Raw genomic sequence first — 16,003 nt, forward strand, 5'->3', positions numbered from 1 at the left:
GCAAAAATGAGGAGCTTTAAGCCTGTTATTCTTTGATTATTTTGAGTAAATGTCTTTGCTCATCGAGTTTAGGCACTTTGAGTTCGATGGTTTCGGTCACCACAAATCCAGCTGGGATTTGTTGCATCTCTTCATCACTCAGTTGTCCCTTGAGCGCATAAAATTGCCCATGTTCAGCGGGTAAATGATGGCACCATGTCAACATATCATGGATTGACGCAAAGGCACGGCTCAGCACACCATCAAACTTCTGCTCAGGTTGATAGGCCTCAACTCGACTCTCTATCGAGCTAATATTATGAATACCGAGTTCAAAGGCGACCTGCTTTTGAAAACGAATACGTTTACCTAAGCTATCGAGTAATACAAAGGTTTTATCTGGATTCATAATCGCTAGCGGAATAGCAGGAAGCCCAGGTCCAGTACCTACATCAATAAAGCGATCACCTTGCAGATGTATCGAAACCACTAAGCTGTCCATAATATGACGGACAAGCATGATCTCAGGATCCCTTACAGACGTTAAGTTATAGGCTTTATTCCATTTGTTGAGCATGCCAACAAAATCAAGCAGTTGTTTTTTCTGCTCAGCGGTGGCGGGCAGATTAATTTCGGCTAAATAGGCCTCTAACTGGGCAGATAACACTGAACAACCTCAATAAAGATGCGATGATAAACTCGTTGGCTATTATGAAGCCCTGAAACGTCGAAGGGAAGCCTGAATGCTTCCCTTCTGCGACCAAACTGGCGATTAAGCTCGCTTTTACGCGCTCTTGCGTAATAAACCGCGTTTTTTCAAATGTACAAGCAAGATTGAAATCGCTGCCGGAGTAATACCAGAAATACGCGATGCTTGGCCAATGGTTTCGGGCTTATGGCTATTTAACTTAGCAATAACCTCATTTGAAAGCCCTGGAACCTCTTTGTAATCAAGGTTTAATGGCAGCCCCGTATTTTCGTTACGTACGGCTTTGTTAATCTCTTCCTGCTGACGTTGGATATAGCCAGAGTATTTCACTTGGATCTGTACCTGCTCAGCAGCGAGCGGATCGGCAAGTCCTGGACCAAAGCCTTCAATCTGCATCAGTTTGTTGTAATCCATTTCAGGACGACGCAGCAGCTCTTCAAACGACGCTTCACGGGAGATCGGCGTGTTTAAATGCGGATTTAACACTGGTACCAATGGTGAATTGGGATGGATCCATTGGCTACGAAGACGTTGTAACTCTAACTCGATCGATTCCATTTTTTCACTGAATGCAGCCCAGCGAGCATCATCCACTAAACCGAGCTCACGCCCTTTGGCCGTTAAACGCAGATCGGCGTTATCTTCACGGAGCAATAAACGATATTCCGCACGGCTAGTGAACATGCGGTAGGGTTCTTTCGTGCCCAAAGTTGATAAATCATCAACTAATACGCCAATGTAAGCTTCATCACGGCGAGGGCACCATGCTTCTTTGCCTTGAACTTGCAGTGCTGCGTTCATCCCAGCGAGTAAACCTTGGGCACCGGCTTCTTCATAACCTGTAGTGCCGTTGATTTGGCCTGCGAAAAATAACCCATTGATAGTTTTAGTTTCTAATGAGTTTTTAAGATCTCTAGGATCAAAATAATCATACTCAATCGCATAACCAGGACGCACAATCTCAGCATTTTCCATGCCTTTGATCGAACGAACTAAATTTAACTGCACATCAAATGGGAGGCTGGTGGATATGCCGTTAGGGTAGATCTCGTTAGTGGTTAATCCTTCCGGCTCGATAAAGATCTGGTGCGATGATTTATCTGAAAAACGATGGATCTTATCTTCAATTGACGGACAGTAACGTGGACCGATCCCCTCGATCACACCTGAATACATTGGGCTTCTATCTAAGCCGCCACGAATAATATCGTGAGTTTTTTCATTGGTATGGGTGATCCAGCAAGAAATCTGCTTAGGATGATGACTTACATCACCCATAAATGACATCACAGGTAATGGTGTATCGCCTTTTTGTTCGGTCATTTGCGAAAAATCAATTGTATTGGCATCAATACGTGGTGGTGTACCGGTTTTTAACCGACCGACACGAATAGGTAATTCGCGTAAGCGATGGGCCAGTGCGATGGATGGTGGATCGCCAGCGCGGCCGCCGCTGTAATTCTCTAAACCGATATGGATCTTACCACTGAGGAAGGTTCCAGCAGTTAGCACTACCGCTGATGCTTCAAAGGCTAAACCCATTTGAGTAACTACACCAACAACGTGATCGTTTTCCACAACAAGATCATCTACTGCTTGTTGGAAAATACGTAAATTAGCTTGGTTTTGCAGAATATTTTGGATCTTTTGACGATATAAAGCGCGATCTGCTTGAGCACGAGTCGCTCTTACTGCTGGACCTTTACTCGAGTTTAAGGTTCTAAATTGGATCCCTGCATAGTCGGTAGCGATCGCCATTGCACCGCCTAAGGCATCAATTTCTTTGACTAGATGACCTTTACCAATGCCCCCGATCGCAGGATTACATGACATTTGTCCTAAAGTATCAAGATTATGCGTTAGCAATAATGTCTTAGAGCCCATTCTTGCTGCTGCCAATGCGGCTTCAGTCCCGGCGTGACCACCACCAACAACAATAACATCAAACCGTTCATGAAAATGCATGACCTTACCTTTAATAACTTATGAGACCCAACAATAGCCGATCATTTTAGCATTTGCTTTGAATCAGGTGAATGATCATTTTTCGAAAATAGATCCGGTGGATCGGGACTAATAGATCTTAAGATCTTTATATAGATCTTCTTATTATGTTTACTATTAGGATCGCACTTTGCTGTGGGTAAGCCTATTTTCCCTTTTAGATCATTATGTAACGTGTAATCAATCCTGTGATCTACGCGAGATCTATTACCATAAAAGATGGGGATAGATCCGCCTTTTATCCACAGGGTGGATCTTTGAGCGGATCATGATGTGAATAGCACAGAGGTTGATCAGATCTAAATAATAGTTTATCCACAAAAATATACATAAAATTAGTTTTTTGTGGATAAATAGGATCTAAACTGTGGGTTGTTTAAGGTATTTTGCAAAAGAAGATCTTAAATTTGATCTTGCCATTGTGCCAACCACGCTAAAGCTGGGTCTTCTGGCACAGGATCTTGTTGTACATCGATCTGGATCTTATCCACAACGGCTTTTGCACCGCTATATTCAAGTGCTTCTATTAGCTTCTCTGGGCCTTGGCAAAAGGTGTCATAACTTGAATCGCCAATGGCACATAATGCGAATTTTACTTGGGTAAGATCTGGCGTGTTGAGTAGAAGTTCTTTACAAAATGGCTGTAAATTATCGGGAAGATCACCAGCGCCGTGGGTGGATGAAACAAGGATCCAGAGGGGATAGGGTTTTAGCCCATCTAGCGTTGGATGCAGGAAGGTATTTACCTCATGTCCTAAAGGGGCTAGCTGAGCCTGCATTTCATCTGCTATATATTCGCTGCTGCCGAGGGTGGTACCGACTAATATCGCGATCTTGGTCATGGTTACTGCTCTCTGTGGTCGTTAATTTTCTATCATTTTTGGGGTTTACATCTATTTACCGTGTTTTGTTGTATAAATTTAGCCAATATTGATTTGCAGTCTGTTAGTATTCTTGGCTGCAATCTTGGTTTTATACCTATAACCGTAAGTTTTTTATAACAATTATAATAGGATAACAGATGACTACACCTGTTGATGCGCCAAAATGGCCACGTCAAATCCCCTATATTATTGCCAGTGAAGCCTGTGAGCGTTTTAGCTTTTACGGCATGCGCAATATTCTAACACCTTTCTTAATGACGGCACTTTTGCTGTCTATCCCTGAGGAGCTCCGCGGAGCAGTGGCAAAGGATGTGTTTCACTCCTTTGTCATAGGTGTGTACTTTTTCCCCTTACTGGGTGGTTGGATAGCCGATCGTTTTTTTGGTAAATACAATACTATCTTATGGTTAAGTTTGATTTATTGTGTTGGCCATGCTTTCTTGGCTATTTTTGAGCACAGTGTGCAAGGTTTTTATACTGGGTTATTTTTAATTGCTTTAGGTTCTGGTGGGATAAAACCTTTAGTATCTTCCTTTATGGGCGATCAATTTGATCAAAGTAATAAGTCGTTGGCTCAAAAGGCCTTTGATATGTTCTATTTTACGATCAACTTTGGTTCCTTCTTCGCATCATTATCTATGCCACTGTTACTTAAGAATTTTGGTGCTGCCGTGGCTTTTGGGATCCCTGGTGTGCTGATGTTTGTCGCGACGGTATTTTTCTGGTTAGGTCGTAAGCGTTATGTGCATATGCCGCCAGAACCAAAAGATCCCCATGGTTTTTTACCTGTGATCCGCAGCGCATTGCTTACTAAGGTGGAAGGTAAGGGAAATATCGGTTTAGTGCTTGCACTCATCGGTGGCGTTTCTGCGGCCTATGCGCTGGTTAATATTCCAACCCTTGGCATTGTTGCAGGCCTTTGTAGTGCCATGGTGCTAGTGATGGGATTTGTTGGCGTCGGCGCTTCGTTACAACTTGAACGCGCTAGAAAAAGTCATCCAGATGCTGCGGTAGATGGTGTGCGTTCAGTTCTTCGAATTTTGGTTTTATTTGCTTTGGTGACCCCATTTTGGTCGCTATTCGATCAAAAGGCTTCGACTTGGATTTTACAAGCTAACGATATGACTAAGCCTGATTGGTTTGAGCCTGCCATGATGCAAGCCTTGAATCCACTGTTAGTGATGCTTTTGATCCCATTCAATAACTTTGTGTTATATCCAGCCATTGAGCGTATGGGGATTAAACTGACTGCGCTACGCAAAATGGGAGCGGGTATTGCGATCACGGGGCTAAGTTGGATTGTGGTTGGTAGCATTCAATTAGTGATGGATGGCGGTTCGGCACTCTCCATTTTCTGGCAAATCTTACCTTATGCCTTACTGACCTTTGGTGAGGTACTGGTATCTGCCACTGGATTAGAGTTTGCTTACAGTCAGGCTCCCAAAGCAATGAAAGGGACTATTATGAGTTTTTGGACTCTGTCGGTCACTGTCGGTAACCTCTGGGTATTGCTGGCGAACGTCAGCGTGAAAAGCCCGGCGGTGACGGAGCAAATTGCCCAAACGGGGATCAGTATTACGGCGTTCCAGATGTTTTTCTTCGCGGGATTTGCCATCTTGGCGGCATTGATATTCGCGCTTTATGCCCGTTCATATCAAATGCAAGATCACTATCGGCAAGTGACATAACGCAGCGCTTACCGTGTTGAGTTTGAAAACAAAAAAGCCCATGAAAATAATGGGCTTTTTATTGGCTTAAATTTAATGGATTGTCTATTTCCCGATGCAGAAACTAAAAATGTAAAAAAACACTCAAAGTGTTAGAAAGCGATTGGCGCACATGTAGAGTGCAACCTTTTGTTAGGTTTTGCCATGGAAGAACCCATTCTTGGGAATTTTTAGTATTTTAAAAGTGGGATATCTGGGAAAGTAGGAAGTAATAAATAGACTTTTGATTCATTAACTTGAAACCTTTTATATTTAAATAATTTATTATTTGGCCGTGCAACAACATGCTAGTAGTAAGCCTGCCATTGTTAGGACTAGCTTACTACTATTCCTTGGGGAGCCTAGGAGCCTACACTCAGTACACATGTATAGGTGTTTATCCTTTGGTCGTTTTGGAATTATTACGTCTTACTAGCTTGTCTTGTGTGCCGATGACAAAGACAAAAAAGATCGGAACAAAGAATATTGCTAGTATGGTTCCGCTAAGCATACCGCCGAAAACACCGGTGCCGATAGCATGCTGAGTTTCTGCACTCGCGCCGCTTGCAAGCATCAAGGGGACGACGCCAAGGGTGAAGGCTAGCGAAGTCATCAAGATTGGACGCAGACGCAGACGTGCAGCGGTTACTGCTGCATCGACCAAACTGCGTCCCTCGGCGTGTAATTGGCGGGCAAATTCGACGATGAGAATGGCGTTTTTCGCTGATAGGCCAATGATGGTAATCATCCCCACCTTGAAAAACACGTCATTAGGCATGCCTCGTAGCATAACCGCTGCTACGGCTCCGATGAGTCCCAGCGGTACTACCAGCATTACCGATAGCGGAATTGACCAGCTTTCGTACAGTGCAGCAAGAACCAAAAATACCACCAGCGCAGACAACAACATCAGCAGCGGCGCCTGTGTAGCCGATTGGCGCTCCTGTAATGATGCCCCCGTCCACGCTATCGTATAGCCTGGTGGCAACTGTGCCACTAGACGCTCCATTTCAGCCATAGAGGCTCCGCTGGAAATGCCTGGCGCAGCACCTCCCGAAATTCGCACTGCCGGAAAGCCTTGAAAGCGCACAATTTGTTGTGGCGATTCACTCCATTTGGGTGTCACGACTTCTCGCAGTGGTACCATGCCACCGCTAGCATTACGTACCCGCAGGCTTAGCACGTCATCTAGCTGCATACGTGCAGATGCTTCCGCTTGCAGAATGACCTGCTGCATACGTCCATTATTTGGAAAATCATTGACATACATTGATCCCATGGCCGCCGAAAGCGTGCTGCTTACCACTGCGAAAGATAGGCCCATAGCCTCGGCTTTTGGTCGATTGATATCTAGGTTAATGCTTTCACCGGGCGGTAAACCATCTGGGTAGACATTGTTAACCACCTTGCTTTGAGCCGCTAACTCGAGCAGTTGCGCCTGTGCAGCAAGTAACGAGGCCTCGCCACGGTTGGCTCGATCTTGCAGATATAGAGTGAAGCCTGATGAGGTGCCTAATTCGTCGATGGCAGGTGGCATTAGGCTCATGACTGTGCCTTCGACGTTATCTGCCATCGCTTGTTGTGCTAGTTCTGCTTCCTCTGCCGCTGTGGCACCATTACGTTTATCCCAATCTTTGAGCATAGTGAAAGCCATGGCGGCGTTTGGGCCTGAGCCTGCAAAGCTAAAGCCCTGTACTACCATGTTGGTATCCAATGCTGGGCGAGTGGCTACGTGTGCTTCATATTTTTTTACCACTTCTAGTGTACGTTCGCTCGTTGCGCCAGTGGGTAATTGAATAGAGGTCATGAAGTAGCCTTGATCTTCGTCGGGTAGGAAGGACGAAGGTAATTCCTTAACCGCTAATACGAGTACAGCGCATATCACTGCAAATGCTGCCATCATTCGCCCGCTACGCCCTACCAAGTGCACTAACCGTGCACTGTAACGAGTCGTCAAGCGTTCGAAGGCGCGGTTAAAAGCACCAAAAAATCCGCTTTTGTGTTGGTGATCTGCACTGACCGGATGCAATAGTGTCGAACATAGGGCTGGAGTTAAAGACAGGGCGAGGAAGGCCGAAATTAGGATCGACACCGCCATAGACAAACTAAATTGTTGGTAGATCACGCCCACCGAGCCGTTACCAAAGGCCATGGGAATAAACACCGCCGTTAGCACTAAGGTTATACCAATTACCGCACCGGTAATTTCCTTCATCGCCCGTGAGGTCGCTTCTTTTGGAGATAACCCTTGGGTTGCCATCAGCCGTTCCACGTTTTCAACCACCACAATAGCGTCGTCAACAATAATGCCAATGGCTAATACCATGCCAAACATAGTCAGCGAATTTATTGAAAAACCCGCCAGCAACATTACGGCAAAGGTACCGAGCAATGCGATGGGGGCGACGATGGCTGGAATTAGCGTGTAGCGCAGCTTCTGTAAGAACAGAAACATGACCAGAAACACTAAGCCCATAGCTTCAAACAGGGTATAGATTACTTTTTCGATAGACACTTTGACGAAGGGTGCAGTGTCGAAGGGCACCGAATAGCTCATGCCTGAGGGCATGCTGGTTGCTAGTTCGGCTAAGCGTTCTCGCACAGCTGAAGCGGTGCGAACGGCGTTGGCGCCCGGGGATAGTTGAATCGCGGCACTGGTTGCCCTTACGCCATTCTCACGGTTCGAAAAACCATAGGACTGAGCGCCCAGCTCAACTCTAGCCACATCTGCCAACACCAATTTGGCGCCATCGACACTTGAACGTAAGACAATAGCGGCGAACTCCTCGGGTGTGGTCAGTTGTCCTTGTACGGTCAATGGGACTGTTAGGCGTTGTCCAGGCAAGGCTGGTTCATCCCCGAGTCGGCCAAGGGCGATTTGTGCGTTCTGCTGTTCAATCGCCAGAGCGAGGTCGTTCATTGTCAGGCTATAGGCGGTGAGTTTATTGGGGTCAACCCAGACACGCATGGCTTGCTCTGCTCCAAATAATTGCACTCGTCCCACACCGTCGATTCGGCGTAGTTGCTCGACAACATTTCGCGCCAAATAGTCGTTTAGCGCGACTTCGTCGAATTGACCATTAGGTGACGTCATGCCAATCATCATCAGAAAGCTCGATGCCGCCGACTCAACCTGTAGACCGCTCTGCCGTACTACTTGAGGTAAGCGTGGTTCGACTGCCTTAATGCGATTTTGCACATCAACTTGGGCAAGTTCCGCATCTGTCCCCGGTTTGAAGGTGGCGGTAATTTGTGCACTGCCTGAGCTGTCAACTGATGATTCAAAGTACAGTAGGTTTTTTACCCCCGATAGTTCACGTTCGACAAGGCTTATCACAGAGTCATTAAGTGTTTGTGGCGTGGCTCCTGGATAAGCGGCATAAATGCTCACCGACACGGGGGCAACCGAAGGGTAGCGAGAGATAGGTAATTGCGGAATCGAGATGACACCAATCAGTACGATAAAGAGGGCGATCACCCATGCAAATACTGGGCGGTTAATAAAAAACTGTGGCATGGTATGTCTCCAAATCAGCGCACATCGGCACTTAATTGCTGCTCTGCTGTGGGTTGCCAAAGCCGAGCATGAACCTGTGCATCAGGACTTAGGCGTTCGATGCCTTCAACGACTATCTGCTGGCCAGCAGATAGTCCTGATATCACGCGGTAGCGGCCTGCCACTAGCTCATCGACTTTAATTGCTACTGGCTGTACCTTGCCCTCCGCATTGAGTACCCATACTTGGGGTTGACCCGCCTTACGGGTGACCGTCTGTTGTGGCACTCTCAGAGTGGAAGAATAGTAAGTCTTTGGAACCCGAGCTTTTACGAAAAGACCGGGCAATAGGCGATGTTGTGGATTATCAACGAGTATACGCAGCAGTACATCGCCAGTACCTGTATCCACTTCGGAGCCCGAAAATAAGATATGACCTTTCATGCCAAGAGACTCTCCGCTGCTGCTCAGGATCTCTTCGCTTAACTCTGGGTTAGCTTCGTTTGCTTGCTGACGCATGCTGTCTAACATAGATGCTGGCAGTCGAACATCGACATACACTTGGTCAATTTGTTGGATCCTCGCCATTGGGGTGGTATCAGTCGGTGAGACTAAGGCTCCTTCACTCACTAAGGCTTGATCAATTTGCCCTGAGATAGGGGCTTTGACGCTGGCAAATTCTAAATCTAACTGGCGCCGCGTAAGTGTCGCTTGGGATTGGGCGACATCTGCTGCGGCTTGATCGCGCAGGGAAATTGCATCATCAAACATTTGTTGGCTAACCGCTTCGGTTTTTAACAGGGAGGCCAAGCGTGCCGTTTCCTGGCGAGAACGAACCAATACGGCTTCGGCTCGCTGCAAGGCGGCCGCCGTAATAGCAACATCGGCTTTAAATTGTGCAGGATCGATTTGGAACAGTACTGTGCCAGATGTTACCTCGCTGCCTTGTTCGAACAGACGACGTTGAACTATGCCGCTAACTTGCGCGCGGATCTCTGCACTGCGAACTGCAACAACGCGCCCAGGTAGATCTTCAGTGACCAATAGTGCTTCGTTATCCAATGTGATTACAGAAACCTGAATTAGAGAGGGGGGATTTTCCTCCTGCTTCGCGGAGTCGCAACCCATCAATCCCATTACGGCAATTCCTACCAGGAATACCAAGTTTAAATGCCGTTTTTTGCTGAACATAACCAACTCTCCTCAATGTGCTATGTTCTCACTGATGACATTGACCAATGCTTGAGAACTCATTGAATTATGACGAGTCGCTATTGCGAATTATTCGAGGCTTTGTGGAGAATGTGTGGAGGGAGTGATAAAGTTCTTCAATTTCAGCCTTGGAGCTATTCATGTCCAATCTCAATGCCACAAAAAGTCAGATGACTTCGGCACTTGTACTGATTGCCGAAGATGAAGCCGAGATTGCCGAGATCCTGATTGCCTATTTACAGCGCAGTGGGCTGCGAACTCAACACGCTATCGATGGTATCCAAGCGCTAGCTATGCACCAAACATTTAAGCCCGATCTATTACTGCTCGATGTACAGATGCCGAATCTCGATGGCTGGAAGGTATTGAATGAAATTCGCTCCCGTGGCGATACACCAGTGATCATGCTCACCGCGCTTGATCAGGATATCGATAAATTAATGGGATTACGCCTCGGTGCTGACGACTACGTGGTTAAACCATTCAATCCCGCCGAGGTGGTGGCGAGGGTTCAAGCTGTGTTGCGACGCGTCCGAATTAACCCGTCTACCAATAGTCAAATATTGCGCGTCGGCCAGTTCCAAATCGACTTAGACAACCACGAGGCTAGCGTAATCTGTAACGGTCAGCAGCAAATACTCGATCTGACACTCACTGAATTTAAACTGTTAGCCTGTCTGATGCGGGCGCCAAAACGTGCTTTTAGCCGTGAGGAGCTGCTGATTAATTGCTTGCCCGAAGGTGATACTCAGGAACGCACTGTAGATAGTCATATCAGTAAGCTGCGTAAAAAGCTTGAAGCCCTTAATATTCAAGGAGTGCCGCTCAGTGTCTGGGGGGTTGGCTATCGCTTTGGTGGTGAAGTATGAGGCAAACACCGGGTTTACGCAGGCAAATTATTCAATCCTTAGCGGCAATGACGCTGGGGATTATTTTCCTGTCGGTGTTTGGTTCCTATGTTTTCTATGCTATTGCGGTGACCTACTTGCCTGGCAGTATTTCTGAAACTTGGATGCCTTCTCGGGTGGAGATGATCTGGATTGTTTGCACTATCGCCGCCGCATTGGGGATGTCGCTTTTTGTCGCTATTCGTCTGTCTCGGCGAATCCTTAATCCATTGAATTCTGTGGCATATAGTCTACGCGAAGTCGCCTTGGGTAAACTCAACGCGCGTGCGCAAATGGATCAAGATACTATGGGAGAAACCGCTCAACTGGTCAGTGACTTTAATGCGATGGCTGAGCGCTTAGAGTGCATGACCCGCGAACGGGAGTTTTGGAATGCGGCCATTGCCCATGAGCTTCGCACTCCGGTCACCATTTTGCGTGGTCGATTGCAGGGCTTAGCAGAAGGTGTTTTTAGTCCTAATAGTGAATTGTTCGAGGGATTGTTACGGCAGGTCGAAGGCTTAAATCACTTGATAGAAGATTTACGAGTGCTTAGCCTCAACGACAGTGGCCACTTAGAGTTACATCGTGTAGAGGTTTGTTTAGCGGATGAACTTAGTACTGTGATTGAGACCTTTGCAGCGGTTTTAGATGCCAGAGGACTCAAACTTAAGTTGGAACTCGATTTTAGCCTTCAAGTTTACTGTGATGCCATCCGTATCCGTCAGGCGCTAATCGCACTACTAGAAAATGCTCGCCAGCATGCAGATCCCGGCGAGTTAACCGTGCGGCTCTATCATTCGGATGATAATTGCTATCTAAGTGTGGAAGATGAGGGACCTGGTATCCCTGATGCTGTCGCCAGTCACGTATTCGAAGCATTTCGTCGAGTCGATCCTTCTCGCTCACGAAAAAGTGGCGGTAGCGGGCTTGGTCTTGCTGTGGTTAAGGCTGTTATTGAAGCCCATGGTGGCAGTGCGGTTTGCTTGCCATCTGGCTGTGGTGGAACAGTATTCATCCTTTGTTGGCCAATTAAGCAAGCATAGGCGTCATTATTGTCTAATACTGTATGTGTTTTGATTTTAAACGATTTTATTGCATTCCAAATGTGTTCCAGAATTTATTTTTGGAACACATTTGGTGCTAGAGTCGACAAAACCCTTCAAATCACTCATCTCCAAGTAAAACAAAATTATTTTAAAATCATAATGTTGTTTTGATTTGGTTTGATGCGTTTTACTATTTTACTTCCCAATACAGAATGAACTAAAAATTTTGCCGAGTAGATCGTCTGAGGTAAAACGGCCAGTGATTTCAGACAGGGCGAGTTGCGCCATTCTGAGTTCTTCCGCTAATAGTTCGCCCGCGAGGTAAACTTCTAATTGTTCTTTACCTAGTTGCAGGTGGTTTGCGGCTATCTCTAAGGCCTCAAGGTGACGACGACGGGCGATAAAGCCACCTTCGAGGTTGCTTTGATAACCCATTAGCGATTTTAGGTGCTGTTTTAACTCATCTACACCAAGACCCGTTTTGGCCGAAATCCGATACACGCTATAGCCTTTTTCTTCGGTCATTTTGAGGTTTTCACCGGTAAGATCCGCTTTATTACGGATAACCGTTACCCCTAAATTGGCGGGGAGGCGATCGATAAAATCGGGCCAAATATCGTGGGGATCGACAGCATCCGTGGTGGTGCCATCGACCATAAATAACACCCGATCGGCACTGTTGATTTCATTCCACGCGCGTTCGATACCAATTTGTTCAACTGTATCGGTTGTATCGCGTAAACCAGCGGTATCTATAATATGCAGCGGCATACCATCTAAATGGATATGTTCGCGCAGCACATCGCGTGTGGTGCCGGCTATTTCGGTCACAATGGCCGACTCTTTACCTGCGAGGGCGTTGAGTAGGCTAGATTTTCCGGCATTTGGCCTACCAGCAATCACCACCTTCATTCCTTCACGAATGATAGAGCCTTGCTTGGCACTGGCTTGGACGGCGCTGAGTTTATCGATGATTTTGTAGAGCGAGTTGGCAATTTTACCGTCACTTAAAAAGTCAACTTCTTCATCGGGGAAATCAATTGCCGCTTCGACGTATAAACGCAGATGGGTGACTTGGTCCACCAGCTCGTGTACTTCTTTTGAAAACTCACCTTGGAGCGATTGCAGCGCGCTTTTGGCCGCTTGTTCACTGGTGGCATCAATAAGGTCGGCAATGGCTTCGGCTTGAGTTAAGTCGAGCTTATCGTTCATAAAGGCTTGTTCGCTAAACTCGCCGGGTTTAGCGATACGGATGCCTTCAACTTCGAGCACGCGTTTGATCAGCATGTCGAGAACGATTTGCCCCCCGTGGCCCTGTAGCTCTAAAACATCTTCACCGGTGAAGGAGTTTGGGCCTTTAAAGAACAAGGCAATGCCTTGGTCTATGACTTGGCCAGAGGCATTTTTAAAGTCACAGTAATCGGCGTAACGGGGTTTAGGTAAATGACCCAATATAGCCATGGCCACATCGGTTGCCTTATCACCAGATATACGAATGATACCCACGCCGCCCCGTCCGGGCGCGGTGGCCTGTGCCACGATAGTGTCAGTTGTCACGGAAATACCCATTAATATCGATCAAATCATCTAAAGGAAAAGGCGGCTAATTAAGCCGCCTTTTTGAATATGCACAGAGCCGTTAGCTCCTATCTAGCGCTTGGGCTTATTTTAAGCCTTTTTTCTCTAGACCTGCATAAATAATCTTCTGCTGGATGATGGCAACAATGTTACCCACTAACCAGTACAGCACCAGACCTGATGGGAACCACAGGAAGAATACGGTAAAGATCACTGGCATCCACTGCATCATCTTCACTTGCATTGGGTCCATCGTCGGTGCGATGGGTTGCATCTTCTGCATGATGTACATAGAAACACCCATCAGCAGCGGCAGAATGTAGTATGGATCTTGGACCGATAAGTCGTGGATCCATAACATAAATGGCGCATGACGCAGCTCGAAGCTTTCTAACAATACCCAGTATAAAGCGATGAAGATTGGCATTTGTAACAGGATAGGTAAACAGCCACCCATAGGGTTAACTTTTTCCTTCTTGTACAGTTCCATCATGGCTTGACCCATCTTTTGACGGTCATCACCGAAGCGCTCTTTTAAATCCTGCAGTTTTGGCTGTAGGTTACGCATCTTCGCCATTGAGGTGTACTGCGCTTTGGTGAGCGGGAACAGTAAACCACGAACGGTTAAGGTGATCAGAATAATTGCCACACCCCAGTTACCCACAAATGATTGATAGAACATCAATAACCAGTGGATTGGTACTGCTAACCACCAGAGGAAACCGTAATCGACTACTAGGTTTAAGGTATCAGATAACGCTGACAGCGCTTTTTGATCCTTAGGGCCAACATAGAATTGAGAGCTAATTTCTTGAGTTGCACCTGGTGCAACATCGTATACCGCACCGCGGAAACCAATATTGGCTAAACCGCCAGCGCTCACACTTGAGAAAATGGTGTTGCTATCGGTAGCTGGTGGGATCCAAGCGGATACGAAGTAATGTTGCAACATCGCAGCCCAACCACCGATGGTCGGTTGGTTGAGGTTGTTTTTGCCCATATCTTCGAAGTTGTACTTTTCGTAACGTACGCTGGCAGTAGAGAATGCGGCGCCACGGTAAGTTGGCATCATCATGCTGCTTTCAGATGGCTTGATGGTCTGTTTAATCTGACCGTACATCTGAACTTGTAATGGTGCCGCTGAAGTGTTGTTGATTTTGTAATCGATATCGACATTAAACTTGCCGCGATGGAATACAAACACTTTCGTGTAAGTCACACCATTCTCAGCTACATAGGTCAGTGGTACTTCTAAACTGTCTTGGCCGTCGGCTAGGGTAAATTCGGTTTTGCTTGCAGCAAATGTAGCGCGACCCTTAGCACTGCTATCGATACCATCACGACCAATTAGGCCGCTCTGCGCGATATAGGTGAAATCTTTGGTTTGCTCAAGCAAAACAAATGGCTGGTCTTTACCCTGTTCCAACTTGTGTGAAACCAGTGCAGCATAAACAATGTCACCACCCACAGGGTTGATTTGCACATCTAGCTGATCGGTTTTAACCGTGATTAGATTTTGCGTAGCCGCGACTGCTGCTGGTACGCCTGTATCCGCTTCTGGAACATCAGCACTGTGATTAGTGGTTGCATTCGCCACAACAGACGATTCGGTTGCAACGGGTTTTGGAGCTTTGTCTGCTTGCCACTGTTGCCACAGCAAAAAGCTGACAAACAGTAGTCCTATTAGCAATATATTGCGTTGAGATTCCATAGCCTATTTATTACACCTGTCATTTTTAGGGGGGACGGGATCACTACCGCCGGGATGCAAAGGGTGACATTTTAATATGCGTTTCAATGCAAACCAACAACCTTTCGCGGTTCCGTGCACTTTTATTGCCTCAATGGCGTAATGAGAGCAAGTGGGATTGAAACGGCATCGAGGTCCCAAGATTGGGCTGATGAAGATTTGATAGCCACGAATTAACGTGGTCGCTAGCCATTGTAGCGGCGACTGAGTTTGCGCCATAGCTTTTCTATCAACTTGTTTAGCTCAGCATTTTCCATTTCCATCACCCCATTTCTAACCAGCACAACAATATCAAGGTGAGGGATGTTGTGTTGATTGAGTCGAAAACTATCTCTGATTACTCGCTTAATGCGATTACGCTGATTGGCGCGTTTTACATAGCGTTTAGCAACAGTAAGGCCCAGACGCGGATGTTGCTCCGAATTAGGAATGGCAAGCAAGGTTATTTCAGCAGAAGATGCTTTGATGGGATTGGAGAATACAGATTTAAATTGCGCGGGAGTTAGCAATCGTAACTCCCGCGTAAAGGTATAGCTAGTCAACTAGTTATCCACTTAATTAAGCAGATAAACGAGCGCGACCTTTCGCACGACGACGTGCAAGCACCTTACGGCCGCCTGCAGTAGCCATACGAGCGCGGAAGCCGTGAGAACGCTTGCGCTTCAGGTTGCTAGGTTGAAAAGTACGTTTACTCATGATGGCAATCCGTCTTTGTTATTAGTGAACATATCCTTATCTCTACTGCTAGAG

At 46.6% G+C, this 16,003-nt stretch carries 13 protein-coding genes; 3 read left to right on the forward strand and 10 right to left on the reverse strand.

Annotation, left to right across the window (positions count from 1 at the left end):
- Positions 1 to 25 precede the first annotated feature (25 nt).
- The 3 genes from rsmG to mioC all read right to left on the reverse strand — a co-directional run bounded on the left by rsmG (position 26) and on the right by mioC (position 3,534).
- A complete protein-coding gene (rsmG, locus tag H9J30_RS18850) occupies positions 26 to 646 on the reverse strand; it encodes a 16S rRNA (guanine(527)-N(7))-methyltransferase RsmG (RefSeq protein ID WP_240132412.1) in 621 nt (206 codons plus the stop codon).
- Positions 647 to 763: 117 nt separating this feature from the next.
- Complete coding sequence (mnmG, locus tag H9J30_RS18855; protein ID WP_240132413.1) at positions 764 to 2,653, reverse strand: tRNA uridine-5-carboxymethylaminomethyl(34) synthesis enzyme MnmG; 1,890 nt, start codon at positions 2,651 to 2,653, stop codon at positions 764 to 766.
- Between the two features lie 440 nt (positions 2,654 to 3,093).
- Positions 3,094 to 3,534, reverse strand: a complete 441-nt coding sequence (gene mioC / locus H9J30_RS18860; RefSeq protein ID WP_240132414.1) for an FMN-binding protein MioC — start codon at positions 3,532 to 3,534, stop codon at positions 3,094 to 3,096.
- Positions 3,535 to 3,713: 179 nt separating this feature from the next.
- Between mioC and H9J30_RS18865 the strand changes: the two genes are divergently transcribed.
- Entirely contained in the window at positions 3,714 to 5,264 is a 1,551-nt protein-coding gene (locus H9J30_RS18865) for a POT family MFS transporter (protein WP_240132415.1), read from the forward strand.
- A gap of 415 nt (positions 5,265 to 5,679) precedes the next feature.
- Here H9J30_RS18865 and H9J30_RS18870 read toward each other — a convergent pair whose 3' ends face one another.
- Together H9J30_RS18870 and H9J30_RS18875 are read right to left on the reverse strand one after the other, a co-directional pair.
- Entirely contained in the window at positions 5,680 to 8,799 is a 3,120-nt protein-coding gene (locus H9J30_RS18870) for a multidrug efflux RND transporter permease subunit (RefSeq protein ID WP_240132416.1), read from the reverse strand.
- A 14-nt stretch (positions 8,800 to 8,813) separates the two neighbouring features.
- Complete coding sequence (locus H9J30_RS18875) at positions 8,814 to 9,968, reverse strand: efflux RND transporter periplasmic adaptor subunit (RefSeq protein ID WP_240132417.1); 1,155 nt, start codon at positions 9,966 to 9,968, stop codon at positions 8,814 to 8,816.
- Between the two features lie 161 nt (positions 9,969 to 10,129).
- On the opposite strand from H9J30_RS18875, the gene H9J30_RS18880 reads away from it, so the two are divergent.
- Both H9J30_RS18880 and H9J30_RS18885 read left to right on the forward strand, forming a co-directional pair.
- Positions 10,130 to 10,858 carry a response regulator gene (locus H9J30_RS18880; RefSeq protein WP_240132418.1) on the forward strand — a complete coding sequence of 243 codons (729 nt, stop codon included), beginning with the start codon at positions 10,130 to 10,132 and terminating at the stop codon, positions 10,856 to 10,858.
- Complete coding sequence (locus H9J30_RS18885; protein WP_240132419.1) at positions 10,855 to 11,922, forward strand: ATP-binding protein; 1,068 nt, start codon at positions 10,855 to 10,857, stop codon at positions 11,920 to 11,922. Before H9J30_RS18880 ends, H9J30_RS18885 begins: the two co-directional genes overlap by 4 nt.
- Positions 11,923 to 12,120: 198 nt before the next feature.
- Here H9J30_RS18885 and mnmE read toward each other — a convergent pair whose 3' ends face one another.
- The 5 genes from mnmE to rpmH all read right to left on the reverse strand — a co-directional run bounded on the left by mnmE (position 12,121) and on the right by rpmH (position 15,949).
- Positions 12,121 to 13,482 carry a tRNA uridine-5-carboxymethylaminomethyl(34) synthesis GTPase MnmE gene (mnmE, locus tag H9J30_RS18890; protein ID WP_240132420.1) on the reverse strand — a complete coding sequence of 454 codons (1,362 nt, stop codon included), beginning with the start codon at positions 13,480 to 13,482 and terminating at the stop codon, positions 12,121 to 12,123.
- Positions 13,483 to 13,588: 106 nt separating this feature from the next.
- Positions 13,589 to 15,214, reverse strand: a complete 1,626-nt coding sequence (yidC, locus tag H9J30_RS18895; protein ID WP_240132421.1) for a membrane protein insertase YidC — start codon at positions 15,212 to 15,214, stop codon at positions 13,589 to 13,591.
- A gap of 3 nt (positions 15,215 to 15,217) precedes the next feature.
- The gene (gene yidD, locus H9J30_RS18900; RefSeq protein WP_011070421.1) at positions 15,218 to 15,472 is read right to left on the reverse strand and encodes a membrane protein insertion efficiency factor YidD; all 255 of its coding nucleotides are present in this window, start codon (positions 15,470 to 15,472) and stop codon (positions 15,218 to 15,220) included.
- Entirely contained in the window at positions 15,439 to 15,795 is a 357-nt protein-coding gene (gene rnpA, locus H9J30_RS18905) for a ribonuclease P protein component (protein WP_011070422.1), read from the reverse strand. Before rnpA ends, yidD begins: the two co-directional genes overlap by 34 nt.
- Before the next feature lie 16 nt (positions 15,796 to 15,811).
- Complete coding sequence (rpmH, locus tag H9J30_RS18910; protein WP_011070423.1) at positions 15,812 to 15,949, reverse strand: 50S ribosomal protein L34; 138 nt, start codon at positions 15,947 to 15,949, stop codon at positions 15,812 to 15,814.
- Positions 15,950 to 16,003 lie beyond the last annotated feature (54 nt).

The organism is Shewanella cutis (assembly GCF_022410515.1).
GTDB classification, from domain to species: domain Bacteria; phylum Pseudomonadota; class Gammaproteobacteria; order Enterobacterales; family Shewanellaceae; genus Shewanella; species Shewanella cutis.

Bases quoted from the DNA above. Each gene is read 5' to 3' on its own strand.
- H9J30_RS18870 (WP_240132416.1), bottom strand. From the start codon at position 8,799: ATGCCACAGTTTTTTATTAACCGCCCAGTATTTGCATGGGTGATCGCC.
- H9J30_RS18865 (WP_240132415.1), top strand. From the start codon at position 3,714: ATGACTACACCTGTTGATGCGCCAAAATGGCCACGTCAAATCCCCTAT.
- H9J30_RS18880 (WP_240132418.1), top strand. From the start codon at position 10,130: ATGTCCAATCTCAATGCCACAAAAAGTCAGATGACTTCGGCACTTGTA.
- yidC (WP_240132421.1), bottom strand. From the start codon at position 15,214: ATGGAATCTCAACGCAATATATTGCTAATAGGACTACTGTTTGTCAGC.
- yidD (WP_011070421.1), bottom strand. From the start codon at position 15,472: ATGGCGCAAACTCAGTCGCCGCTACAATGGCTAGCGACCACGTTAATT.
- mioC (WP_240132414.1), bottom strand. From the start codon at position 3,534: ATGACCAAGATCGCGATATTAGTCGGTACCACCCTCGGCAGCAGCGAA.
- mnmG (WP_240132413.1), bottom strand. From the start codon at position 2,653: ATGCATTTTCATGAACGGTTTGATGTTATTGTTGTTGGTGGTGGTCAC.
- H9J30_RS18885 (WP_240132419.1), top strand. From the start codon at position 10,855: ATGAGGCAAACACCGGGTTTACGCAGGCAAATTATTCAATCCTTAGCG.
- rpmH (WP_011070423.1), bottom strand. From the start codon at position 15,949: ATGAGTAAACGTACTTTTCAACCTAGCAACCTGAAGCGCAAGCGTTCT.
- H9J30_RS18875 (WP_240132417.1), bottom strand. From the start codon at position 9,968: ATGTTCAGCAAAAAACGGCATTTAAACTTGGTATTCCTGGTAGGAATT.